This is a genomic window from Pseudomonas corni (assembly GCF_057128765.1).
Genome location: NZ_JBSKHW010000005.1, coordinates 38988 through 60789, shown reverse-complemented (window position 1 = coordinate 60789; position 21802 = coordinate 38988). Strand labels below are relative to the sequence as shown.

The following is a 21802-nucleotide window of genomic DNA, read 5'->3' as shown; positions in this document are numbered from 1 at the left end:
GAATTCATTCGCGAGGCTGCATACCTGACACTGCGCAGCGCGGCTTCTCGCCAACAAGTTGGCTCCTACAGAAATCTTCGATATCTAATTCCCTTCCTGCTGCCCGTCACTCACCTCAGGCGGCACATCGTCGCCCGCCATGCGCTTGCGGAACAAGCCGGTTCTTGCCAGCAGCAGCGTCGTAACCGGCACGGTAATCGCCAACAGAATCGGTATCAGCCAGGCGTGGATCACCGGGCTGGACTTCAGGCCTGAGAAATACACGATAGAGGCCAGCGCCACGCACCAGGCGCCGACGGTTGAGGCGAGCGCAGGAGGGTGCATGCGCTGGAAGAAATCCTTCATGCGCAATAAACCGACTGCGCCGGTCAGCGCAAACAGGCTGCTGAGCACCAGCAGGGCAGCGGTCAGCACCTGCGCCCAGATCGGCAAAGCGTCCACGCCATTCATTCGATCACCTCGCCACGCAGCAGGAATTTGGCCAGCGCGAAAGAGCCGACGAAGCCGAACAGCGCGATCAGCAGCGCCGCCTCAAAGTAGGTGTCACTGGCATAGCGAATCCCCAGCACCAGCATCGTCAGCATCGCCAGGATGTACAGATAATCCAGCGCCAACACCCGGTCCTGGGCAGACGGCCCCTTGAACAGGCGAATCAACGTCAGCACCATCGCCACGGCATAGATAAACAGGCTGAGCAGGATCGCGTTGGACAGCAGCGCGCTCATTGGAATATCTCCATCAACGGGCGTTCGTAGGCAGACTTGAAGTGGGCAATGAAGGCCGCCTCATCGTCCAGATCAAACACGTGCATCAGCAATACGCTGCGGTCCAGCGCCAGTTCCGACCAGACAGTGCCGGGCACCACGGTGGTAATCATCGACAACGCGGCCAGGCCGTTGGCGTCGCGCAGGTCCAGCGGAACCTTGACGAACGCCGAGCGCGGTGGCCTGTGCCCGGCGCGCCAGACCGTCCACGCCACTGACAGGTTGGACACGATCACATCGCGCCCCACCAGCAAGAACAGCTTGAGCGCTACCCCTGGCTTGCGCATCCGCACCGGCAACGGCCGCAATGGCGCGAACATCAGCGGCGCGAGAAAGCCCAGCAGGGCGCCGAGCAGCAGATTGCCCGGACTGACAGACAGGTTGAGCACCTGCCATAACGCCCACAACGAAAGCGACAGCAGGGGCGCAGGAAACAATCGCTTCATGGCGACACCTCCGGGCTCAGGCTAACCGGCCCCGGCAAGGTTTTCGTGGCCATCACCGAGAGTACGTACTGCCGTGGATCATGCAGCGCGGCGGCAGTGTCCTGGGTGTAATGCAGCAGCGCCTGTGCTTTGAACGTCATCACGATGCACAGCCCGAGCAGGATCGCGATAGGCAGGCACTCATAGCGACGCAACAACGGCGCCGGGCGCTCGTGGGGCGTCCAGAAGCGCTGAATGCCGATGCGGGCGAACGACAGCAACGCCGCCAGCCCGGAGAAGATCAGCAGCGCAATCAGTGCCCAGCTCGCCGCACCGATGGCCTCGTCCTGCGCCACATCAAGGCCCATTGGGTTGAGCAGGGAACTGATCAGCGCCAGTTTGCCAAGGAATCCCGACAGCGGCGGCAGGCCGATGATCAGCAGCGCACACACCACGAAACTCAAGCCGATAAACGCCATCGTCCACGGAATCACCTGACCGACCACGGCTTTTTGCTCGTCATCCAGGTTGGTGCCCGGCACCGGGTGCAGCGCCTCCATAGCCTTGGGCAACTGATCGGCATCTTCTTCTAGCGGAATCTCGTTGGCCGATCGCGAGCGCTCCACCAACTCTGCCAGCAAAAACAACGCGCTCAATGCCAGGGTCGAGCTGACCATGTAGAACAGTGCGCCGGCGGTGAGGCTCGGTTGGGCAAAGCCTACGGCCGACAGCAAAATCCCCGCCGACACCAGAATGCTCAGGCTGGCCATGCGCTCCAGGCGTTGCGCTGCAATGATCGACACGGCAGCCACCAACAGCGTCGCCATGCCGCCGTAAATCAGCCAGTCGCTGCCAAAAAATGCCGAGGCGCCTGCTTGCCCCGAGAACAGCAGCGTCCACAAGCGCAAAAGGGTGTAGGCGCCGACTTTGGTCATGATAGCGAACAGGGCAGCGACCGGTGCGCTCGCCGCCGAATAGGCTGGCACCAGCCAGAAGTTCAGCGGCCACATCCCGGCTTTAGCCAGGAAGGCAACGGCTAGAATGGCGGCGCCCGCGTGCAGCAGACCCAAATCCTTTTCAGCGACCAGCGGGATTTTCTCTGATAGATCCGCCAGATTCAGCGTGCCGGTGACGCCATAGATCAGCGCCGCTCCGATCAGAAACAGCGAAGAAGCCAGCAAATTGATAGTGATGTAATGCAGGCCCGCCGACACCCGCGCGCGACCGGAGCCGTGGAGCATCATGCCGTAGGACGCTGCCAGCAAGACCTCGAAGAACACGAACAGATTGAACAGGTCGGCGGTCAGAAAGGCGCCGTACAAGCCCATCAACTGAATCTGGAACAGCGCATGAAAGCTGGCACCCGCACGATCCCAGCGCGCCATGGCAAACAGCAGGGCGCAGAAGGCGACGATGCCGGTCAACACCAGCATCAGTGCCGACAGATGATCCACCACCAAAACAATGCCGAATGGCGCCTCCCAGTTACCTGGCAGGTACACGCCAATGGAACCGGTGGTCCCGGATTTTTGCACCCACATCATCAGAATGATCGAGATCGCCAGCCCCAACCCCGTTGACACCAGGTTAATTTGCGCCTTGAGGGGGCGGTGCTTTTCACCCAGCCAGAGCATCAAGGCGGCAGTCAGGACCGGCAGCAGAATCGGCGCGACGATCAGTTGATTCATCCACGTCATTCGCTGGGCTCCCGGCCGTCCACATGGTCGTTTCCGGTCAAACCGCGTGACGCCAGCAGTACCACCAGAAACAGGGCAGTCATGGCGAAGCTGATGACGATCGCGGTCAGTACCAGTGCCTGTGGCAACGGGTCGGTGTAATTGAGCAGGTCTTGCGGCACGCCGTCCTTAATGATCGGTTCTTTGCCGATAAACAGACTGCCCATGCTGAAGATGAACAGATTGACCCCGTAGGACAGCAGGCACAGGCCCATGACCACTTGAAAGGTCCGTGGCCGCAGGATCAGCCACACGCCCGAAGCTGCGAGGATTCCGATGGCAATGGCGATGACTTCTTCCATCAGGCGACTCCTTTCACGTTGATCGGTTTAGGCAGCGAAGTAGGGCGATGGCTGCGCACGGACTGGTGGGCCAGCGCCGTGAGGATCAGCAGCGTCGAACCTACCACCACCGCATACACGCCAATGTCGAAGAACAGCGCGCTGGCGACATGGATATCGCCCAGCAGCGGCAGGTTCAGGTGCGCGGTGTGGGTGGTCATGAACGGATAGCCTAAAGCCATCGATCCGATCCCCGTGGCGAGGGCGAAGAACAGCCCGGTGCCCATCCAGCGCAAAGGACGCAGACTCATCTGCGCCTCGACCCACTGGGTGCCGGCGACCATGTATTGCAGGATGAACGCCACCGACATCACCAGGCCTGCGACGAAGCCGCCGCCGGGCTGGTTGTGCCCGCGCATGAACAGGTACATCGAGACCACGAACGCTACTGGCAGCAGCAAACGCACCAGCACCGCCGGGACCATCATGAAGCCCAGCGCGGTGTCGCTGGCGCTGCGCGGGTTGACCAGATCAGTGACGACGTCCCGGGCAAGCAAGCGTTGTTGCGCTGGCAGAGGGATGCTTTCCTTGGGCGGTCGGAAACGCCGAAGCAGGGCGAACACGGTCAGCGCCACCACCGCCAAAACGGTGATTTCGCCGAAAGTGTCGAAGCCGCGGAAGTCCACCAGCATAACGTTGACCGTGTTGGTGCCGCCGCCCAGGGGCAGGGCGCGGCTGAGGTAAAACTCGGAAATCGCGTTGGGCGTGGCTCGCGTCAGCATGGCGTAGGACAGCAGCGCCATGCCGCTGCCAACGCCCAGGGCCAGTACGAAATCGCGAATCCGCCGGGCACGGGCTCGATTGCGTGAGCGCGGGCCATCGGCGTTTTCGTTGCGTCGCGGCAGCCAGCGCAGGCCGAGCAGAATCAGCACGGTGGTTACCACTTCGACCACCAGTTGGGTCAGGGCGAGGTCCGGCGCGGAGAACCAGACGAACGTCACGCAGGTCATCAAGCCGCACACGCCGACCATCGTCACTGCTGCAAGCCGGTGATATTTGGCTTGCCAGGCGGCGCCGAGGGCGCAGGCAATGGCGATCAGCCAGAGAATCACGAACACGCCAGAGCCCGGGATTTTCGGTCGATCGCCCCAAGTCAGTCCACTGGAATACATCGGGACGAAGCCTGCAATCAGCGCTGCAAACACCATCAGAAATAACTGCGCCTGCAAGCGGCGGGTGGTCAGCAGTCGCTCGAAACGTTGGGCCAGGCGCATGAAAATCACCAGCGAACGCTCAAACAGGCGCTTGCCGTTCAGGCGTGACACCAGCGGCGGGCCGTTGAAACGTTCGCGCTTGAGCGGGTTGCGCAGCAGCAGGTAGAGCACGATGCCGGCGCCCATGGCCACCAGACTCATGATCATTGGCGCGTTCCAGCCGTGCCAGATGGCCAGACTGTATTCGGGCAGTTCCCCGCCAACGACAGGCCGCGCGGCTGCGGCCAGCAACGGTCCCACCGATTGCGCCGGAAACACCCCGACAATGAGGCAGGCCAGTACCAGAAATTCAACCGGTGCACGCATCCAGCGCGGCGGTTCGTGGGGGGTGTGCGGCAAGTCGGTGGCCTTCGGACCGAAGAACACATCCACGGTGAAGCGCAGGGAATAGGCGACGCTGAACGCCCCGGCGATGGTGGCGATCACCGGCAAAGCCATTTCGACCCAGTCGGTCGCGCTGATAAATACTGTTTCGGCGAAGAACATTTCTTTGGACAGGAAGCCGTTGAGCAACGGCACGCCCGCCATGGAAGCGCTGGCGACCATCGCCAGGGTCGCGGTGTAAGGCATGAGCTTTATCAGCCCGCTGAGTTTTCTGATGTCCCGGGTGCCACTTTCGTGGTCGATGATCCCTGCAGCCATGAACAGGGACGCTTTGAACGTGGCGTGGTTGAGGATATGAAACACCGCCGCGACCGCAGCGAGCGGACTGTTGAGGCCCAGCAGCAGGGTGATCAGACCCAGATGGCTGATGGTGGAATAGGCCAGCAAGCCCTTGAGGTCGTTCTGGAAAATGGCCGAATAGGCGCCGATCACCAAAGTGCAGGCCCCTGCGCCGCTGACGATCCAGAACCATTGCTCGCTGCCGGACAGAGAGGGCCAGAGTCGCGCGAGCAAGAACACCCCGGCCTTGACCATCGTCGCCGAGTGCAGATAAGCCGAGACCGGTGTGGGCGCCGCCATCGCGTGGGGCAGCCAAAAGTGAAAAGGGAATTGCGCACTTTTACTCAACGCGCCAATGAGGATCAGCGTCAGCAGCACCGGGTACAGCGCATGGGCGCGGATGGCGTCGCCCGATGCCAGTACGCGGTCAAGGTCATAACTGCCGACCACATGCCCGAGCAGCATCATGCCCACAAGCAATGCCAAGCCACCGGCGCCGGTGACCATTAGCGCCATGTAGGCGCCGCGTCGTGCATCGGCCCGGTGATGCCAGTAGCCGATGAGCAGGAAGGAGAAAACGCTGGTCAGTTCCCAGAAGAACACGATCTGGATGAGATTGCCGGACAGCACCAGGCCGAGCATGGCGCCCATGAAGGCAAGGAAGAAGGAGAAGAAGCGCGGCACTGGATCGTTGGGAGACATGTAATAGCGGGCGTACAGCGAAACCAGAGTGCCGATGCCCAGGACCAACATGGAAAACAGCCAGGCAAAGCCGTCCATGCGCAGCGAAAAGTTCAGGCCCAGGCTGGGCAGCCAGAAGAACTCCTCGCGGATCACCCCGCCGTGGGCGATCTGCGGGTACCACAATGCCACCTGAACCGCGCCGATCAGGGCGATCAGGCCAGCCAGGATGGATTCACTGTTGCGAGCGTTATGCGGTAGTACCGCTGCGATACAGCTGCCAATGAACGGCAGAAGCAGTAGAACTATCAGGGACATAGGCTTCTAATCTGCGGGGAAATGTCAAGGATCATACGTGGCGCATCCGGGATCACCAAATGCCAAGGTGTCGCAGAATCCTACAAAGAACAACGCATTTGACTGTAGGAGATTTCCCTCGGGGCCGCTGCGCATCCCATCGCTGACGTCGTAACCTCCGTGAGCTCCTACGCCCTTCGGGCAGAAGCGGGAATGCGGCGGCATTACGCCCTCGGGCAGAAGCAGTAATGCAGCGTCATCACGCCCTTTGGGCAGAGGCGGGAACGTGGCGACCTCAGGCCCTTTGGGCAGAGGCCGGAATGTGGCGACCTCAGGCCCCTCGGGCAGAGGCGGGATTGCGGCGATCACACGTTTTGATTCTGGGCGGAGCCCGTAGGAGCCTCGCTTGCAGGCGATCTGGCGCAAAGCGGCAGTGAAACCGGTGCATGCGGTGTGTCAGATGTAACCGAGGTCGTTGAATCAGGGCCGCTGCGCACCCCATCGTCGGCAAGCCGGACTCCTACGCCCTCCGGGCAGAGGCGGGATTGCGGCGACCACACGTTTTGATTCTGGGCGGAGCCCGTAGGAGCCTTGCTTGCAGGCGATCTGGCGCGAAGCGGCAGTGAAACCGGTGCATGCGGTGTGTCAGATGTAATCGAGGTCGTTGAATCAGGGCTGCTGCGCACCCCATCGTCGGCAAGCCGGACTCCTACGCCCTTCGGGCAGAAGCGGGATTGCGGCGTCATCAAGCCCTTGGGGTAGAGGCGGGAATTCGGCGGCATTACGCCCTTTGGGCGGAGGCGGGGATGTGGCGACCTCAGGCCCTTTGGGCGGAGGCGGGAACGTGGCGACCTCACGTTTTGATTCTGGGCGGAGCCCGTAGGAGCCTTGCTTGCAGGCGATCTGGCGCAAAGCGGCAGTGAAACCGGTGCATGCGGTGTGTCAGATGTAATCGAGGTCGTTGAATCAGGGCTGCTGCGCACCCCATCGTCGGCAAGCCGGACTCCTACGCCCTCCGGGCAGAAGCGGGATTGCGGCGTCATCACGCCCTCCGGGCAGGAAGCGGGATTGCGGCGTCATCACGCCCTTTGGGCAGAGGCGGGAATGCAGCGTCATCACGCCCTTTGGGCGGAGGCCGGAATGTGGCGACCTCACGCCTTCCGGGCAGAAGCGGAGGCGTGACAAGCCTCACTCCAGCAAAGTGCGGCGTTCAGTCATTTGGCGCCTGCAGTCATTTAGGCGACAATGCTCGCCAGTTTTTGGAGCCGCTTATGACTGAATCCATCGAAAGCCTTTCCGCCGACGCTGTCCTCGACGCCAGCGGCCTTAATTGTCCTGAGCCGGTAATGATGCTGCATCAGAAGGTCCGCGACCTGCACGCGGGCGGCTTGCTCAAGGTTATCGCCACCGACCCGTCTACCCAGCGCGACATTCCCAAATTTTGCGTGTTCCTCGGCCACGACTTGATCGAGCAAAACGCGGCTGACGGCGTTTATCTATACTGGATACGTAAAAAGCAGGACTGAATTCCCCCGCGACGCTGTCAGAAATCCTCAGCTAGCGGGCAGCTCCCCGCCGCACTGGCCCGCTGTCGCGCCAGCGCCTACACTGCCGCGACCTCAGGGAGCCCATCATGCGCATAGTTGCTGACGAAAACATTCCACTGCTCGACGCTTTTTTCGAAGGGTTCGGCGACATCCGCCGTTATCCGGGACGCACCATCGATCGCGCGGCTGTGGCCGATGCCGACATCCTGCTGGTGCGCTCAGTCACCAAAGTCAGCCGCCAGTTGCTCGAAGGCAGTGCGGTGCGTTTCGTCGGTACCTGCACCATCGGCACCGATCATCTCGATCTCGATTACTTCGCCCAGGCTGGCATCCAATGGTCCAGCGCACCCGGCTGCAACGCCCGTGGTGTGGTGGATTACGTGTTGGGTAGCCTGTTGACCCTGGCTGAAATCGAAGGCGCTGATCTGACTCAACGCACCTACGGTGTGGTCGGTGCTGGGCAAGTGGGCGGGCGCTTGATCGAGGTGCTACGCGGCCTTGGCTGGAACGTGCTGGTGTGCGATCCGCCACGTCAGGCAGCTGAAGGGGGTGATTACGTCAGTCTGGACGAGATCATCCAGCGCTGCGATGTCATCAGTTTGCACACCCCTTTGAACAAATCCGGCGACCTGCCGACCTGGCATTTGTTTGATCGCGCCCGCCTTGAGCAACTGAAACAAGGCACTTGGCTGATCAACGCCGCCCGTGGGCCTGTGATCGACAACGACGCCCTGCGTGAAGTGTTGCTGGCCCGCGAAGACCTGCAAGCGGTGTTGGATGTGTGGGAAAACGAACCCCACGTCGATGTCGATCTGGCAGAGCTGTGCGTCATCGGCACGCCGCACATTGCCGGTTATAGCCTGGACGGGAGGCAGCGCGGTACCGAGCAGATTTATCAGGCGCTATGCGCTCATCTGGGCAAGACGCCTGAACTGAATCTCAGCGATCTACTGCCCCAACCCTGGTTGGCGCAAGTAACGCTGGACGCAGCGACCGATCCGATGTGGGCGTTGAACACGCTGTGTCGCGGGGTGTACGACCCGCGACGGGATGACGCCGACTTTCGCCGCAGTCTGGTGGGCAATGCCGAGAGCCAGCGCCTGGCCTTCGATGCGCTGCGCAAACACTACCCGCCGCGCCGAGAGATCGAGGGCTTGCCGGTACGCATCAATGGCGAGTCCGATGTGTTGCGCAAGCTGGTCGCGGCGCTAGGCTGCAAATCTCTGTAGGAGCCAACTTGTTGGCGAAGGGGCTGATGCAGTGCGCCAGTCCTGACGCCTCGCGAACAAGTTCGCTCCTACAGAAAGGAGGCCAGGTTTCCTGTAGGAGCCAACTTGTTGGCGAGAGGGTTGGGCGTATTGCTTTATGAGCGCGCAGAAAAAACCCGGCCTGGTGGCCGGGTTTTAAATGAGGTTTCGCATCAATCTTGTTTTTCAGGTTTGACCCAGGACTTCTCGCATTCCTGACACGCAACCTGCACCATTTCCTCGGTAATCAGGATTTCTTTACCGTCTTTGTCGAGAATCGCTCCACCGACATTCAGGTTCGGATTGGCTTGGACCGCTGGTACGTGATTGCTGCTTTCATGCAAGCTCATGGCTTGTCTCCTCATCAGGTTTACGCTTTGAAACTACCCTACGTTTGATGACCGCTCCATGACGGGCTGGGGGGCTTCAAACGTTGTTTCAGTCCACCAGAATGGCTGGAAAACCACCACCCTGACGTTAGATCGATCGTGTCTAGCCCCCCTGCGGTACGGTCTAAGTCAACTGACTGAGGTAATTTCCCTGAGTTCAGCGCAAGCCGACGAGCGTGTCGTGCTCTGTGGGGTGTAGGCTCTGCGTTCGAGTCATTTCCCAGGGCAGTCCTCGTTATGGTTTCAGTGCTTTCCGGTCGCCAGCGCCATGCCCTTCGTCTGGCGCTGCGAATGATCGCGCCTTACCGCAAACAGGCCATTGGCGCGTTGTTGGCGCTGATCGTCACCGCCGGCATCACCTTGTCCATGGGGCAGGGCATCCGCTTGATGGTCGATCAGGGCTTCATGACGCGTTCGCCGACCTTGCTCAACGAAACGATCGGCCTGTTCATGTTGCTGATCCTGGCGTTGGCGGTTGGCACTTTCGCGCGATTTTATCTGGTGTCCTGGATTGGCGAACGCGTGGTGGCCGATCTGCGCAAGCAAGTGTTCGACCACCTGGTTAATCTGCATCCGGGCTTCTACGAGAACAACCGCAGTTCGGAGATCCAGTCGCGACTGACCGCCGACACCACATTACTTCAATCGGTGATTGGCTCCTCGCTGTCGATGTTTCTGCGCAACGCGTTGATGGTGATCGGCGGCATCGTTCTGCTGTTCTTCACCAACCCAAAACTCACCAGCATCGTCGTAGTGGCATTGCCTTTGGTGGTCGCGCCGATTCTGATCTTTGGCCGGCGCGTGCGCAGTTTGTCGCGGGAGAGTCAGGATCGGGTCGCCGATGTTGGCAGCTACGTGTCCGAAGCGCTCGGCCAGATCAAGACCGTCCAGGCCTACAACCATCAGGCGCAGGACAAACAGCGTTTCGGCAAGACCGCTGAAGATGCATTCGAGACCGCGCGCAAGCGGATTTTGCAGCGCTCATGGCTGATCACGCTGGTGATTGTGCTGGTATTGGGCGCGGTGGCGGTGATGCTCTGGGTGGGCGGGATGGACGTGATCGCCGGGCGAATTTCCGGCGGCGAGCTGGCAGCATTCGTGTTCTACAGCCTGATTGTCGGCAGCGCGTTCGGCACCTTGAGTGAGGTCATCGGCGAACTGCAACGGGCGGCCGGTGCTGCCGAGCGAATTACCGAGCTGCTGCAGGCGCGCAGTGAAATTACCGCACCGACCAACAATCTGCTGCACTTGCCGGTAAGGATCAGCGGGCGTCTGGTCTTGGATAACGTCACTTTTGCTTATCCGTCGCGGCCCGAGCGCAATGCTATCGATGCGTTGAGTCTGGTTATCGAGCCGGGCGAGACAGTGGCGTTGGTTGGCCCGTCCGGCGCTGGCAAATCGACGTTGTTCGACCTGCTGCTGCGCTTTTACGACCCGCAGCAGGGTCAAGTGCTGATTGAAGGCCTGCCCGCTGAGCGCCTGGACCCGCTGGACTTGCGCCGTTGTTTTGCCTGGGTATCGCAAGCCCCGGCGCTTTTCTTCGGCAGCGTCGAGGACAATATCCGTTACGGCAATGCTAACGCCACTCTTGAGCAGGTTGAGGCTGCCGCAAAAATCGCCCATGCCCATGAATTCATCCAGCAGTTGCCCAAGGGCTATCAGACTCATCTGGGCGACAGCGGCATGGGCCTGTCGGGCGGTCAGCGTCAGCGACTGGCGATTGCCCGTGCGTTACTGGCGGACGCGCCGATTCTGTTGCTGGACGAGGCGACCAGCGCATTGGATGCGCAAAGTGAACACTTGATTCAGCAGGCGCTGCCGACATTGATGCAGGGCCGCACCACGCTGGTTATCGCCCATCGGCTGGCAACCGTGCAAAACGCTGATCGCATTGCGGTGATCGATCAAGGGCGTTTGATGGCGGTCGGCACCCATCAGCAATTGATCGCCAGCAATCCACTGTATGCGCGGCTGGCGGCGCTGCAATTCAATCAGGGGGTCGAGGAGGGGGTGTAGCGATTGAGCCTGTTGGGTCGGCGCGGGTTCCTGTAGGAGCCAACTTGTTGGCGAGACGGCCAACGCGGAGTGTCAGCCAGAACGCTTCGCGAACAAGTTCGCTCCTACAGGGGGACGGCCGTTATCAGTGGTACTCACACAGGTAAGCAGTATCGACTTCTACTTTCAGCTGAAATTTACTTTCGCCCGGCACTTCAAAGGATTCACCGGCGGCGAAGGTTTTCCAGTCGCTGCTTTCCGGCAATTTGACGGTCAGGGAGCCTGAGACGACCAGCATGGTTTCAGGTTGGCCGGTGCCAAATTCGTATTCGCCCGGAGCCATGACACCAACTGTCGCAGTCTTGCCTTCAACGGGTGTGAACGCGATGGACTTGACCGTGCCGTCGAAATATTCGTTGACCTTGAGCATGAAGGGTCTCCTTGAAAGGGCTGAAAAGGCCCGACAGTATGCCGAACGTACAAAAGGTCGTCATCCGCTTTGAGCGATGCGTCATGGTCAGGCCGGAATGATCAGCGGCAGCAGCCTCGCCGTGTTGCGTGCATCGTTCAGGGCGCGATGTTGCTGGCCGTTGAAATGCATACCCGCCAGTTGCAACGCGCCGTTCAAGCCAGGTGCCTTCTGCAGTTGGCGAGCGTGGGCAAAACGCTGTTTGAGATTGAGATGGGGCAGGGTGCTCAGGGCACTGCTGATTTGCTGTTCGCGCCACTGCACTTCAAGCTGCAAACGATCGTAATCACCCCAGCTTGCCCAGCCGTCCAGCTTGTTCTGGTGATGCCCCAGCCAGCGTTCGAACATCGGCCAGACCACGCTGAACGGCGAGGCGCTGTCAATATTGCTCTGGCTGATGTGGGTCAGCTCCCTGCAAAACGGCGTCAGCAACGGGCGGCGCTGGGGGCGTACGAAACGCTCGAAATGATCGACCTCGCGTCCGTCCCGATTGACCACCGTGGCGCCGATTTCGATGATTTCCATTTCTGCTACCGGCCAACCCCCTTCTTCGGTGGTCGCCTCCAGATCAATCACCAGCCAATGCGGCATGTCGAACTCCAGTTTCAACCCAGTACGCAATGGACTGGAGCGTAGTCATATTCAGCCCGTGCCGTCCAACTGCAACGTGGTATTCGTTTAGATAGCCCAAGAATGGGGCTCACCGGGCAGCCGATGATTTCGCCCCGAGCCGATTTTTTGTCACGCACCCGCTAAATGCACCTGGACGAATGACTACCGAAAATAAAGGTTCATGTTGCACTTGTTTGATCGTTGTCTAATTGTGTCGAAACGCCTAGCTTAGCGGGACTTGATTCGCTTGAGGTGCTTTGTCTTGAGTTCTACGCCCGTGCGGATGGCGGTTGAAGCCGCTTCCATGAACCTGTTCAACGCTCTGACTCTGGCCGCATTAACGCTCTGGGCGTGCCCCTCTGGCGCGGCGCAAGTGGTCCGCATCGGTGCGGCGCATTTTCCGCCGTATGCGATACGTCCCGAGCGCGGTGAGCAAGCCGGCTTGCTCGCGCAGATGGTGACGGCGTTGAATGCCATGCAAAACGATTTCAAGTTTGAAATGGTGCCGACCTCGATCCCTCGCCGTTTCAGGGATTTTGAGCAGGCGCGCTTTGACATGGCGATCTTCGAGAACCCCGCCTGGGGCTGGAAAGATATCCCCCATGTCGCGGTGGACATGGGCCTGGAAGACGCGGAAGTGTTCGTCACGCACCGGATCGAAGGGCGCGAGCAGAGTTATTTCAATCACTTGCGTGGTAAGCGTCTGGCCTTGTTCAACGGCTATCACTATGCATTCGCGCAGTTCAACGCTGACCCCAAATACCTGAGCGATACCTACAACGCGACGCTGACTTACTCCCATGACAGTAACTTGCTGATGGTCCTGCGAGACCGGGCAGACATTGCCTTGGTCACACGTTCGTACCTGAGCACTTTTTTGGCAGCCAACCCCGTGGAAGTAGATCAGTTGCTGGTGTCAGACCGGATCGATCAGGTTTACCGCCATTACGCACTGCTGCGCCCCAACGCTCCCATCAGTGGCGCACAATTCGATGCTTTGTTGCAGCGGTTACGTGATGACGGCCAACTGTTCCAGATATTTCAGCCCTATCGGATAGCAGTGGTCCCGCAGACGGGTCATCGCGCCATGGCGTTTGATCTGGATCGGGATTAGAGAGGGGGGATGCAGGGGCGCGCTTGCCAGCGACGAAGTGGTATCTGCAGCATTGGTTTGGCTGACGGATAGCAGTCGCGGGCAAGCGCGCTTCTACAAACAGGAAAATCAGGATCAGCGATCCCGTGCTTCCTTGGCGTCCATTTCTGCATTGCGCTCATGGACGCGCTTGAGTTGTTCATCAGTCAGGGGCAGCTTCTTCGCTGAGTCTTTGAGCATCAACAGACCGCCAACGATCGAGCCGATTGCAATTACCAGAATTAACCAGGCATACCATGGCATTTGGGCTTTCCTCTTGTGATACCGGTTGGAACAGCAGCGTGGTCCAGTGGTTCAATTGTAGGTGCCCGACGGGCCCGCGTCGCCCTCGCGCGGCCCCGTTTTATGCTGGTGGTGAATGCTCGCGGATCAGAGCCCTGTAAGCATTGCGTCGGCGGGCGCCGCAGCACGTGAATGAGCGGTGAGGAAGAAGTAAACAAACCCCACTGCCATGAATGCCAGGAAGATCAGCCCGATCAGCGGGTTGAACCACGCCATCGCGATCAGGCAGACCACCGCCAGCACCAGTGCGATGCCTGGTACAACGGGGTAGCCCGGCGCGCGAAAGGTACGCTCCAGCGACGGTTCAGTTTTACGCAGCTTGAACAGGCTCAGCATGCTCATGATGTACATGACGATTGCGCCGAACACCGCCATGGTGATCATGGCCGCAGTCAGCGTCATGCCGCTCAGATTGATCAGGCCGTCGCTGTAGATCGCAGCAATGCCAATGATACCGCCGGCGATGATTGCCCGGTGCGGAGTCTGGAATCGCGAGAGCTTGGCCAGCGAAGAGGGCAGATACCCAGCGCGAGCCAGCGCGAAGAACTGCCGCGAGTAACCCAGAATGATGCCGTGGAAGCTCGCCACCAGACCGAACAAGCCGATCCAGACCAGCATGTGCAACCAGCCGGAGCTTTCGCCGACCACGGTTTTCATGGCCTGTGGTAGCGGGTCGTTGATATTCGACAGGGTGCGCCAGTCGCCAACGCCACCGGCGAAGAACATCACGCCCATTGCCAGCAATACCAGAGTGATGATGCCGCTGATGTAGGCTTTCGGGATGGTGCGCTTGGGGTCCTTGGCTTCTTCGGCAGCCATGGCGGCACCTTCGATTGCGAGGAAAAACCAGATCGCAAACGGGATCGCTGCGAACATGCCGGAAATCGCGCCGGGGCCGAAGCTGTCTGAGCCGGCCCAGCCGTTCAACGCAAAATTACTGAAGCTGAACGCCGGGGCTACCACGCCCATGAACACCAGCAACTCAAGAACGGCGAGTACACAGACCACCAATTCAAAGGTGGCGGCGAGCTTGACCCCCAGAATGTTGAGCGTCATGAACACGATGTACGCGCCCACCGCGGCATGCTTGGGGTCCAGTCCCGGAAATTGCACGTTAAGGTACGCGCCAATGGCCAGGGCAATCGCGGGTGGGGCGAATACGAATTCAATCAACGTCGCCAGTCCGGCGATCAATCCGCCTTTTTCACCGAAGGCGCGGCGGCTGTAGGCGAACGGGCCACCGGCGTGGGGGATCGCGGTGGTCAATTCGGTGAAGCTGAAGATAAAGCAGGTGTACATCGCGGCGACCATCATAGAGGTCACCAGAAAGCCGAGGGTTCCCGCCACGCCCCAGCCGTAACTCCAGCCGAAGTATTCGCCAGAGATGACCAGCCCGACGGCGATCCCCCACAAATGCAGCGTGCCCAGCGTGGGCTTAAGTTGCGTATTCATGCGTCTCTCCCTGGATTCATTGATTCATCGAGCAACCTGTTGCAGTGGTCATGCCAGTGCATGGCGGGTATGTCGTTATGTTTCAAATACCGTCGCATGCAGAACGGTTGTTACGGGATGTAAGCGTAGACGAGCAGCAATGGTGCAGGGGATGCTCGGCGGGGGTGCAGTTGGCGCAAATCGATGCTTGGGCAAAGGGCAAAGCGGGAGCGGCCTGGTCTTCAGCTATTTACCGATTGCCGGCCCCCGCGCGCCGACAGGTTCGGCTACAATGCGCGCCGATTTCGACTTGCCAGAGAACCCGCTCATGTCCGTCTGCCAGACCCCTATCATCGTCGCCCTGGATTTTCCTACCCGTGAAGCCGCGTTGAACCTGGCCGATCAACTGGACCCCAAGCTGTGCCGGGTCAAAGTGGGTAAGGAACTGTTCACCAGTTGCGCATCCGACATCGTCGAGACCCTGAACAGCAAGGGTTTTGAAGTGTTCCTGGACCTCAAATTTCACGACATTCCCAACACCACCGCCATGGCCGTCAAGGCTGCAGCGGAGATGGGCGTGTGGATGGTCAACGTCCACTGCTCCGGTGGCTTGCGCATGATGGCGGCCTGCCGGGACGTGCTGGATCAACGCAGCGGACCGAAACCGTTGCTGATCGGGGTGACCGTGCTGACCAGCATGGAACGCGAAGATCTGGCGGCCATTGGTCTGGACATCGAGCCTCAAGAGCAAGTGCTGCGGCTCGCTGCGTTGGCGCAGAAAGCCGGGATGGACGGGTTGGTGTGCTCGGCGCTGGAAGCTCAGGCGTTGAAAAGCGCTCACCCTTCGCTGCAACTGGTGACGCCGGGGATTCGTCCTGCAGGCAGCGCCGTCGATGATCAGCGTCGCATCCTGACGCCACGTCAGGCGCTGGATGCAGGTTCTGATTATCTGGTGATCGGCCGACCGATCAGCCAGGCGGCTGATCCGGCCAAAGCGTTGGCGGCGGTGGTGGCGGAGTTGGCGTAACAGCAGCGAAAACGCTTCTGTAGGAGCGCGCTTGCCCGCGATCCCGGTCTGTCAGTCGACGCATTCAGTCCAGACAGACCGCCATCGCGGGCAAGCGCGCTCCTACAGTTCGGATGTCCTAAGGCTTTAGAAATTATTACGCTTCAAAATCGCGTCCATGCTCTCCTTCGACGCACGACCGTAGAACTTCAACAGCTCCGAAGCGCGGTTGGTGAAGAAGCCATCGACACCGTCGGCGCTGATCGCCTTGAAATCCACCGCGTCGTCCACCGTGTACGGGTGTACAACCATCCCGCGGTCATGGGCCATCTTGTTCATCCACGGCTGCACCAGATCCATATAGCTCTGATCCCCGCCGTTCTTCAGCGCTGACGCCGGGCCCGTGCCGACTGCACCGTGATCTTTGGCCCAGTCCATCCACGCGGCAAACTCTTCCTTGGATTTCACCTGCTGGCCTGCGTAAAACGTCGCCTTGTCCTTGGCGCCCGAGGTTTTGAACGTTGCGTCGGAGCTGGCCTGGATCGAGCCGTCACCCAACCACAGCAACAGGACTTTGGGCGTATTGGGCATGCTTTTCTGCAGCAGTTCCAGGCTCGGTTTTTCGAAGGTTTGCAGCACCACGCGGCCCGGCATATGGGCGGTGTTGACGTAGCCTTTCTCGGCGGCAGGGCGCTGACTCAACCAGCCCCGTTGTTCGAGCTTCTTCTGCAGGTCCGCTTCGATGCCCGGAAACTGCGCCGGCACCTTGGTTTCGATGTACAGACCAGGCTTGTTCTTGCCGCCTTCGGCAATGTCGATCACCTCATCCAGGGTCAGGATTTTCAAGCCCGCGTAGCTGGCGCGGGCGCGGTCCGGGAACGCCTTGTTGAACCACGAACCCGCGTCCAGACGCTTGATTTCTTCCAGGGTGAAACTGCTCAGCGGCTGCTTGGCACGGTCGGGATAGACCTGGGCAATGTTGGTGGTACGTTCCAGCGTGTCATCGTGCAGCGCGATCAACACGCCATCTTTGGTGCGCTGGATATCCATTTCCAGGTAATCAGCCCCCAGTTCCCGGGCCAGCGTATAGGAGGGAACGGTTTCTTCAGGCGCATCAAACGACGCGCCTCGATGGGCAATCACCGCAGGCCACGGCACGCCGATCTTCTGTGCAATGGCTTTGCCCGGCTCGTCGGCGGCGACCGCCATGCCCGACGACAACATCACACCAGCCAGTGCCGCAGTGCTCAGGGTTCTGGAAATTCCTTTCAGCATGGTTTCAACGTTCCTTATGTACATGATGGAGTCATGACGGGGCACGACATCGTTCAAGTCAACGCCCCAGGGGATCAGGCAAAGCATTATCAGCTACACCACCTGCGGGCAACCCACGCGTCGTTGTGGGAGAGAATCTGTCGCGGGGAATGCGCTTGGCGAGTGTTCGAGGCACACCCCTGATCTGGTTCGGCGCTATGTCCGGCAGCTTGCGGTTTGCAGTAGTGAGTGTCATGGCCCCGGATGAAGACACGTTGTCGGGTGTGTGACGGTTTAACTTCTCAATGAGCTTGAGCGAAGAAGGGTGTGGGAGCCTGTTTGAGCGGTGAGTCGATCTATTGATTGTCGACGAGCTTGCGCGGACGTCCACCTTTCAGGCCGTTCGCCCGCGAGGCGCTTGCTTTTGCACTGCTGCTGCGACGCCCGTTGCGGGCAGCGATGACACTGGCGGCCATTTCCATCAGCGACTTGCTGTCTGAAATCATGCCAGCCAGGTCAAGGTGCAGATCCTGCGATTCCAGGCACAAGGCACTGCCGCCGAATCCGAGCGTTACCTGGCTAAGTTCATCGACCGTCAGGTCCGCCAGCTCTGGGTAGTTGTTGATGGGGAGCAGCACCGCCGTCTGATCCGCAAGCCCCACCATCAGCGCTTGAAACTCCTCCAGATAGCGCACTGTTGTTGCGTTTAACGCACATTGAGTGCGCTTGCGCCCTTTATTGAGCGCCTCGGCCAGCACCGCATCTGTGACGGCCTGATCGTGCTGTTCTGACGCTTTAATCGGTTTCATAACTCTATCTCCAGCAGGCTCGCGTGCCCTGATAATCGTATTCGTGTGGTGTAAGCCAGTGGGTCAAAGCTGGCGGACAAGATGGGACAAGTGGCAGGCCGGTTCAGTCCGATGGGTGCGACTTCCTGAGCGTCCACATCCCAGCCTTGATTCTCCAGACACAGGGTGCTTCGGCTGATCCACCAGCATTCTCGAGCGCGTCGCAGATTCCTGCGACGCTTGAGCACTTGCCTCAGCTCCTCCAGCACTCTCGTGCAGGGCGTGTGTTGCGTCGGTGTGACATCCCATAGCGAAACACCGTTGTGCCAGAAGCTGAATAAAAAGCGCGCATCCCACTCCTTGGTGCCGACGTGAACATGAGGCGGACAATGCTCATCGCGAGTGAACACGGCGATTCTGTAACCCTTGTGACTGCACACCTTCATCTTTAACCCATCAGTTAGGTTTTTGAGTCTACGCCTCTGACTGCATCCGTGCGACGCTCAAAAGCTCGAAATACCGACCGGCCGGTTTTTTCGGAAATCGGCTACAGCCAAGGGGGAGTTGATCGCATACCCGCGCGAGCTGCCACGTCGCAGCCAATACAAAATTTGGCTGTGTTCTCGGACCCATGCGCTACGTGGTTGGCGCAGATGTAACGTGAAATTTGCGCGTTCGACCTGCCCAACCGCTCTAACTCGCGCTACTGTCTGCCCATTATTTTTTTTCTGCGGAGCGGGGCGATGTCAGCGACTGTTTTGGTGTTGGTCGAGAGTGTGAACGAGTATTTGCCGATTCTTGAGGCCAGCGGGTTCCGACTGATTCTGGCGCCCACCCCGGCGATGCGTGCTGAGGCGGTGGCCACCCGGGGTGACGAGATCACGGCGGTGCTGACCCGCGGGCCGTTGGGGTTTTTTGATGAGGAGATGGCCGCGCTGCCCAAGCTTCAGATCATCTGCGTGATCGGTGCCGGCTATGAGCAAGTGGATTTGCCAGCCGCTGAGGCGCGGGGTATCACCGTCACTAACGGGGCGGGCGTCAACGCGCCAACGGTGGCAGATCATGCGATGGCGCTACTGCTGTCGATGGTGCGTGACATTCCCCAAGCTGACGCATCGGTGCGCCGCAGCGAATGGCGCAAGGTGACGCGGCCGACGTTTGCGGGTAAACGCATCGGCATTCTCGGACTGGGTTCGGTAGGCATGGCCATCGCCAAACGCGCTCTGGGGTTTGACATGCAGGTGAGCTACCACAGCCGCACACCGCGCACCGATGTGGATTTCCAATACTGCGACACGCCACTGAAGCTGGCTCAAGCGTCGGACTTTCTCATCGTCGCGACGCCGGGCGGCGCAGGCACACGTCACCTGATCGACAGCGCTGCGCTGGACGCCTTGGGGCCAGGAGGTTTCATCGTCAACATCGCTCGCGCCAGTGTGATCGCCACTGATGATTTGATCGACGCGCTGCAGCAAGGCCGCATTGCCGGTGCCGCGCTTGATGTGTTCGACGATGAACCGCAGGTGCCGGACGCACTGAAGACGCTGAACAATGTCGTACTGACGCCCCATGTGGCGGGCCTGTCCCCGGAAGCCTCGCGGGACACCGTGCAATTGGTCGCCGATAACTTGCTGGCCTATTTTGCTGGCGAACCGGTGCTGACGCCGGTGCACAGCTGAGTACGCTTGAGTCCATTTTCCCAACAAAAACAAGGAAACCCTATGTCCACATCCCCCACATTGAAAGTCGCGCTGGTCACTGGCGCAGGCAGCGGTATTGGTCGCGCGGTCGCTGAACAGCTGCTTGAAGATGGTTTCGCCGTGGTGCTTGCCGGGCGCCGCATCGAACCGCTGAATCAACTCGCTGAACAAGCCAAAGCGAGAGGTCAACAGGCGTTGGCGGTATCCACGGATGTGCGTGATCCGGCAAGCGTCGAGGCCTTGTTCGCGCAGATCGAGCAGACCTACGGGCGCCTGGACGTGTCGTTCAACAATGCAGGGATCGGCGCCCCGGCCGTGCCGATGGATGAGTTGTCGGCCGAGCAGTGGAAAAACGTTGTCGACACCAACGTGACCGGGGTTTTCCTGTGTGTGCGGGCGGCGTTCGGGCTGATGCGTCGACAGGTGCCGCAGGGCGGGCGGATCATCAACAACGGCTCGATTTCATCGCACACGCCACGCCTGTTCAGCTCGCCCTACACCTCCAGCAAGCACGCGGTATTGGGGCTGACCAAAAGCACAGCGCTGGATGGCCGTCAGTACAACATTGCATGCGGGCAGATCGACATCGGCAATGCGCTGACGGAAATGACCCAACGCATGACCCAAGGCGTGCTGCAGGCCAACGGCGAGCTGGCAGTGGAACCTACGGTTGACGTGCGGCATGTGGCAGAGGCGGTGAGTTACATGGCCGGACTGCCATTGTCGGCCAACGTGCTGAACATGACCGTGATGGCCAGCAGCATGCCGTTTGTGGGGCGCGGGTAAAGCGGTGATTGACGCTTACATCTGACGCATCGCAATCGCGGCCAGGGAAATGTTCAGGCGTCCCAGGCCTGACGCGATCCTCGTAGGAGCTGAAGAGCCACGCGAGGCTGCGATCGCGGTACATCCGACAAACCGCAATCTGAGCTTCGCGGGCAAGCCTCGCTCCAACAGGCGTCAGGGCAACACCGTTGTTGCGTCCAAAATCCTGTGGGATCTGTCCAACCCGTCGCGCAGGAAACCGCCCACACTGGCGTCATCCCGATCACCGTTCATTTGAGGAGCAATCATGAGCGAATTCGTCATCGCACCTGTCGCCGTCCCGTCGCTGGCCGTCGAAGGTACGTCCAGCCGCTTTCCGATCCGTCGTGTGTTCTGCGTGGGCCGCAACTATTCCGAGCACGCCCGGGAAATGGGCCACGACCCTGACCGCGAACCGCCGTTCTTCTTCATGAAGCCCGCCGATGCTGTCGTCCCCGCCGAAGGCAACATTGCCTATCCGCCGCTGACCCAGGACCTGCACCACGAAATCGAACTGGTGGTGGCCATCGGCAAGGACGGCGTCGACATCAGCCCGGAAAATGCCCTGAGCCACGTATGGGGTTATGGCGTGGGTCTTGACCTGACCCGTCGTGATTTGCAGGCGCAGGCCAAGAAAATGGGCCGCCCGTGGGAGTTCGCCAAGGCGTTCGACGCCTCCGCACCCGCCACGCCGCTGCTGCCAGTGAGCAAGATCGGGCACCCGGCCAAAGGCTCGATCTGGCTGGACGTGAACGGCGAAAGCCGCCAGCGCGGTGACTTGTCCGATCAAATCTGGCCGGTGCAGGACGTCATCGCCTATCTGTCGCAGTCGGTAGGCCTCAAAGCCGGGGATTTGATCTACACCGGCACGCCTGCAGGCGTTGGCGCGCTACAAGAAGGTGATGTGGTCACCGCCGGCGTCGAAGGCATCGCCGAGCTGACCGTCACCATCGGCTGATCCGACTTGGTGAAGTGACACCCAAATCGCTTGGTCCGACTGCAGC

Annotated in this window: 21 protein-coding genes; 8 read left to right on the top strand and 13 right to left on the bottom strand. The window is 60.1% G+C overall.

All coding sequences use genetic code 11. From position 1 onward, the window contains the following. Positions 1 to 84: 84 nt before the first annotated feature. From ACWKV9_RS10490 to ACWKV9_RS10465, 6 genes are read right to left on the bottom strand one after another with little or no spacing between them, the layout of a single operon-like run. The gene (locus ACWKV9_RS10490; protein ID WP_483836049.1) at positions 85 to 450 is read right to left on the bottom strand and encodes a Na+/H+ antiporter subunit G; all 366 of its coding nucleotides are present in this window, start codon (positions 448 to 450) and stop codon (positions 85 to 87) included. Then, positions 447 to 725 carry a K+/H+ antiporter subunit F gene (locus ACWKV9_RS10485; RefSeq protein WP_483836048.1) on the bottom strand — a complete coding sequence of 93 codons (279 nt, stop codon included), beginning with the start codon at positions 723 to 725 and terminating at the stop codon, positions 447 to 449. The genes ACWKV9_RS10490 and ACWKV9_RS10485 overlap by 4 nt, the downstream gene beginning before the upstream one ends. Then, complete coding sequence (locus ACWKV9_RS10480; RefSeq protein WP_483836047.1) at positions 722 to 1210, bottom strand: Na+/H+ antiporter subunit E; 489 nt, start codon at positions 1208 to 1210, stop codon at positions 722 to 724. The genes ACWKV9_RS10485 and ACWKV9_RS10480 overlap by 4 nt, the downstream gene beginning before the upstream one ends. Then, entirely contained in the window at positions 1207 to 2886 is a 1680-nt protein-coding gene (locus ACWKV9_RS10475; RefSeq protein WP_483836046.1) for a monovalent cation/H+ antiporter subunit D, read from the bottom strand. Before ACWKV9_RS10475 ends, ACWKV9_RS10480 begins: the two co-directional genes overlap by 4 nt. Continuing rightward, positions 2883 to 3227, bottom strand: coding sequence for a Na+/H+ antiporter subunit C (locus ACWKV9_RS10470; RefSeq protein WP_483836045.1), 345 nt, complete (start codon positions 3225 to 3227; stop codon positions 2883 to 2885). Before ACWKV9_RS10470 ends, ACWKV9_RS10475 begins: the two co-directional genes overlap by 4 nt. Further along, a complete protein-coding gene (locus tag ACWKV9_RS10465) occupies positions 3227 to 6142 on the bottom strand; it encodes a monovalent cation/H+ antiporter subunit A (RefSeq protein WP_483836044.1) in 2916 nt (971 codons plus the stop codon). The genes ACWKV9_RS10470 and ACWKV9_RS10465 overlap by 1 nt, the downstream gene beginning before the upstream one ends. A 1250-nt stretch (positions 6143 to 7392) precedes the next feature. Here ACWKV9_RS10465 and tusA point away from each other — a divergent pair. Both tusA and pdxB read left to right on the top strand, forming a co-directional pair. Then, positions 7393 to 7647: a sulfurtransferase TusA gene (gene tusA, locus ACWKV9_RS10460; RefSeq protein ID WP_483836043.1), complete on the top strand. Its 255-nt coding sequence runs from the start codon at positions 7393 to 7395 to the stop codon at positions 7645 to 7647. Between the two features lie 107 nt (positions 7648 to 7754). After that, the gene (gene pdxB / locus ACWKV9_RS10455; protein WP_483836042.1) at positions 7755 to 8897 is read left to right on the top strand and encodes a 4-phosphoerythronate dehydrogenase PdxB; all 1143 of its coding nucleotides are present in this window, start codon (positions 7755 to 7757) and stop codon (positions 8895 to 8897) included. 191 nt (positions 8898 to 9088) lie between these two features. Here pdxB and ACWKV9_RS10450 read toward each other — a convergent pair whose 3' ends face one another. After that, the gene (locus ACWKV9_RS10450) at positions 9089 to 9265 is read right to left on the bottom strand and encodes a PA1571 family protein (protein ID WP_483836041.1); all 177 of its coding nucleotides are present in this window, start codon (positions 9263 to 9265) and stop codon (positions 9089 to 9091) included. 276 nt (positions 9266 to 9541) lie between these two features. Here ACWKV9_RS10450 and ACWKV9_RS10445 point away from each other — a divergent pair, with 276 nt between their 5' ends. Then, positions 9542 to 11320 carry an ABC transporter transmembrane domain-containing protein gene (locus tag ACWKV9_RS10445; RefSeq protein ID WP_483836040.1) on the top strand — a complete coding sequence of 593 codons (1779 nt, stop codon included), beginning with the start codon at positions 9542 to 9544 and terminating at the stop codon, positions 11318 to 11320. A gap of 124 nt (positions 11321 to 11444) precedes the next feature. Here the strand turns inward: ACWKV9_RS10445 and ppnP are convergent, their stop codons facing one another. Together ppnP and ACWKV9_RS10435 are read right to left on the bottom strand one after the other, a co-directional pair. Further along, entirely contained in the window at positions 11445 to 11729 is a 285-nt protein-coding gene (gene ppnP, locus ACWKV9_RS10440; protein ID WP_483836039.1) for a pyrimidine/purine nucleoside phosphorylase, read from the bottom strand. Positions 11730 to 11816: 87 nt separating this feature from the next. Next, positions 11817 to 12359 carry a 3'-5' exonuclease gene (locus ACWKV9_RS10435; RefSeq protein WP_483836038.1) on the bottom strand — a complete coding sequence of 181 codons (543 nt, stop codon included), beginning with the start codon at positions 12357 to 12359 and terminating at the stop codon, positions 11817 to 11819. A gap of 304 nt (positions 12360 to 12663) precedes the next feature. On the opposite strand from ACWKV9_RS10435, the gene ACWKV9_RS10430 reads away from it, so the two are divergent. Continuing rightward, positions 12664 to 13494: a substrate-binding periplasmic protein gene (locus tag ACWKV9_RS10430; RefSeq protein ID WP_483836203.1), complete on the top strand. Its 831-nt coding sequence runs from the start codon at positions 12664 to 12666 to the stop codon at positions 13492 to 13494. A gap of 114 nt (positions 13495 to 13608) precedes the next feature. Here the strand turns inward: ACWKV9_RS10430 and ACWKV9_RS10425 are convergent, their stop codons facing one another. Continuing rightward, positions 13609 to 13776, bottom strand: a complete 168-nt coding sequence (locus ACWKV9_RS10425) for a DUF2897 family protein (protein ID WP_483836037.1) — start codon at positions 13774 to 13776, stop codon at positions 13609 to 13611. A gap of 126 nt (positions 13777 to 13902) precedes the next feature. After that, on the bottom strand, positions 13903 to 15267 hold the full coding sequence (gene eat, locus ACWKV9_RS10420; protein ID WP_483836036.1) for an ethanolamine permease: 1365 nt from the start codon (positions 15265 to 15267) through the stop codon (positions 13903 to 13905). 307 nt (positions 15268 to 15574) lie between these two features. Between eat and pyrF the strand changes: the two genes are divergently transcribed. Beyond that, positions 15575 to 16273, top strand: coding sequence for an orotidine-5'-phosphate decarboxylase (gene pyrF / locus ACWKV9_RS10415; RefSeq protein ID WP_483836202.1), 699 nt, complete (start codon positions 15575 to 15577; stop codon positions 16271 to 16273). A 126-nt stretch (positions 16274 to 16399) separates the two neighbouring features. Here the strand turns inward: pyrF and ACWKV9_RS10410 are convergent, their stop codons facing one another. Then, complete coding sequence (locus tag ACWKV9_RS10410; RefSeq protein ID WP_483836035.1) at positions 16400 to 17527, bottom strand: glycerophosphodiester phosphodiesterase; 1128 nt, start codon at positions 17525 to 17527, stop codon at positions 16400 to 16402. A 335-nt stretch (positions 17528 to 17862) separates the two neighbouring features. Next, positions 17863 to 18315, bottom strand: coding sequence for a DUF2442 domain-containing protein (locus ACWKV9_RS10405; RefSeq protein ID WP_483836034.1), 453 nt, complete (start codon positions 18313 to 18315; stop codon positions 17863 to 17865). Between the two features lie 722 nt (positions 18316 to 19037). Between ACWKV9_RS10405 and ACWKV9_RS10400 the strand changes: the two genes are divergently transcribed. The 3 genes from ACWKV9_RS10400 to ACWKV9_RS10390 all read left to right on the top strand — a co-directional run bounded on the left by ACWKV9_RS10400 (position 19038) and on the right by ACWKV9_RS10390 (position 21756). Beyond that, on the top strand, positions 19038 to 19973 hold the full coding sequence (locus ACWKV9_RS10400) for a 2-hydroxyacid dehydrogenase (RefSeq protein WP_483836033.1): 936 nt from the start codon (positions 19038 to 19040) through the stop codon (positions 19971 to 19973). Positions 19974 to 20015: 42 nt separating this feature from the next. Continuing rightward, positions 20016 to 20780: an SDR family oxidoreductase gene (locus tag ACWKV9_RS10395; protein WP_483836032.1), complete on the top strand. Its 765-nt coding sequence runs from the start codon at positions 20016 to 20018 to the stop codon at positions 20778 to 20780. Positions 20781 to 21066: 286 nt separating this feature from the next. Next, a complete protein-coding gene (locus ACWKV9_RS10390; protein ID WP_483836031.1) occupies positions 21067 to 21756 on the top strand; it encodes a fumarylacetoacetate hydrolase family protein in 690 nt (229 codons plus the stop codon). Positions 21757 to 21802 lie beyond the last annotated feature (46 nt).

Coding starts and splice junctions, on each gene's coding strand:
- ACWKV9_RS10475 (WP_483836046.1), bottom strand. CDS start 2,886: ATGACGTGGATGAATCAACTGATCGTCGCGCCGATTCTGCTGCCGGTC.
- ACWKV9_RS10485 (WP_483836048.1), bottom strand. CDS start 725: ATGAGCGCGCTGCTGTCCAACGCGATCCTGCTCAGCCTGTTTATCTAT.
- ACWKV9_RS10410 (WP_483836035.1), bottom strand. CDS start 17,527: ATGCTGAAAGGAATTTCCAGAACCCTGAGCACTGCGGCACTGGCTGGT.
- pdxB (WP_483836042.1), top strand. CDS start 7,755: ATGCGCATAGTTGCTGACGAAAACATTCCACTGCTCGACGCTTTTTTC.
- eat (WP_483836036.1), bottom strand. CDS start 15,267: ATGAATACGCAACTTAAGCCCACGCTGGGCACGCTGCATTTGTGGGGG.
- ACWKV9_RS10490 (WP_483836049.1), bottom strand. CDS start 450: ATGAATGGCGTGGACGCTTTGCCGATCTGGGCGCAGGTGCTGACCGCT.
- ACWKV9_RS10465 (WP_483836044.1), bottom strand. CDS start 6,142: ATGTCCCTGATAGTTCTACTGCTTCTGCCGTTCATTGGCAGCTGTATC.
- ACWKV9_RS10435 (WP_483836038.1), bottom strand. CDS start 12,359: ATGCCGCATTGGCTGGTGATTGATCTGGAGGCGACCACCGAAGAAGGG.
- ppnP (WP_483836039.1), bottom strand. CDS start 11,729: ATGCTCAAGGTCAACGAATATTTCGACGGCACGGTCAAGTCCATCGCG.
- ACWKV9_RS10425 (WP_483836037.1), bottom strand. CDS start 13,776: ATGCCATGGTATGCCTGGTTAATTCTGGTAATTGCAATCGGCTCGATC.
- ACWKV9_RS10400 (WP_483836033.1), top strand. CDS start 19,038: ATGTCAGCGACTGTTTTGGTGTTGGTCGAGAGTGTGAACGAGTATTTG.
- tusA (WP_483836043.1), top strand. CDS start 7,393: ATGACTGAATCCATCGAAAGCCTTTCCGCCGACGCTGTCCTCGACGCC.
- ACWKV9_RS10390 (WP_483836031.1), top strand. CDS start 21,067: ATGAGCGAATTCGTCATCGCACCTGTCGCCGTCCCGTCGCTGGCCGTC.
- ACWKV9_RS10405 (WP_483836034.1), bottom strand. CDS start 18,315: ATGAAACCGATTAAAGCGTCAGAACAGCACGATCAGGCCGTCACAGAT.
- ACWKV9_RS10480 (WP_483836047.1), bottom strand. CDS start 1,210: ATGAAGCGATTGTTTCCTGCGCCCCTGCTGTCGCTTTCGTTGTGGGCG.
- ACWKV9_RS10470 (WP_483836045.1), bottom strand. CDS start 3,227: ATGGAAGAAGTCATCGCCATTGCCATCGGAATCCTCGCAGCTTCGGGC.
- ACWKV9_RS10430 (WP_483836203.1), top strand. CDS start 12,664: ATGGCGGTTGAAGCCGCTTCCATGAACCTGTTCAACGCTCTGACTCTG.
- pyrF (WP_483836202.1), top strand. CDS start 15,575: ATGTCCGTCTGCCAGACCCCTATCATCGTCGCCCTGGATTTTCCTACC.
- ACWKV9_RS10395 (WP_483836032.1), top strand. CDS start 20,016: ATGTCCACATCCCCCACATTGAAAGTCGCGCTGGTCACTGGCGCAGGC.
- ACWKV9_RS10450 (WP_483836041.1), bottom strand. CDS start 9,265: ATGAGCTTGCATGAAAGCAGCAATCACGTACCAGCGGTCCAAGCCAAT.
- ACWKV9_RS10445 (WP_483836040.1), top strand. CDS start 9,542: ATGGTTTCAGTGCTTTCCGGTCGCCAGCGCCATGCCCTTCGTCTGGCG.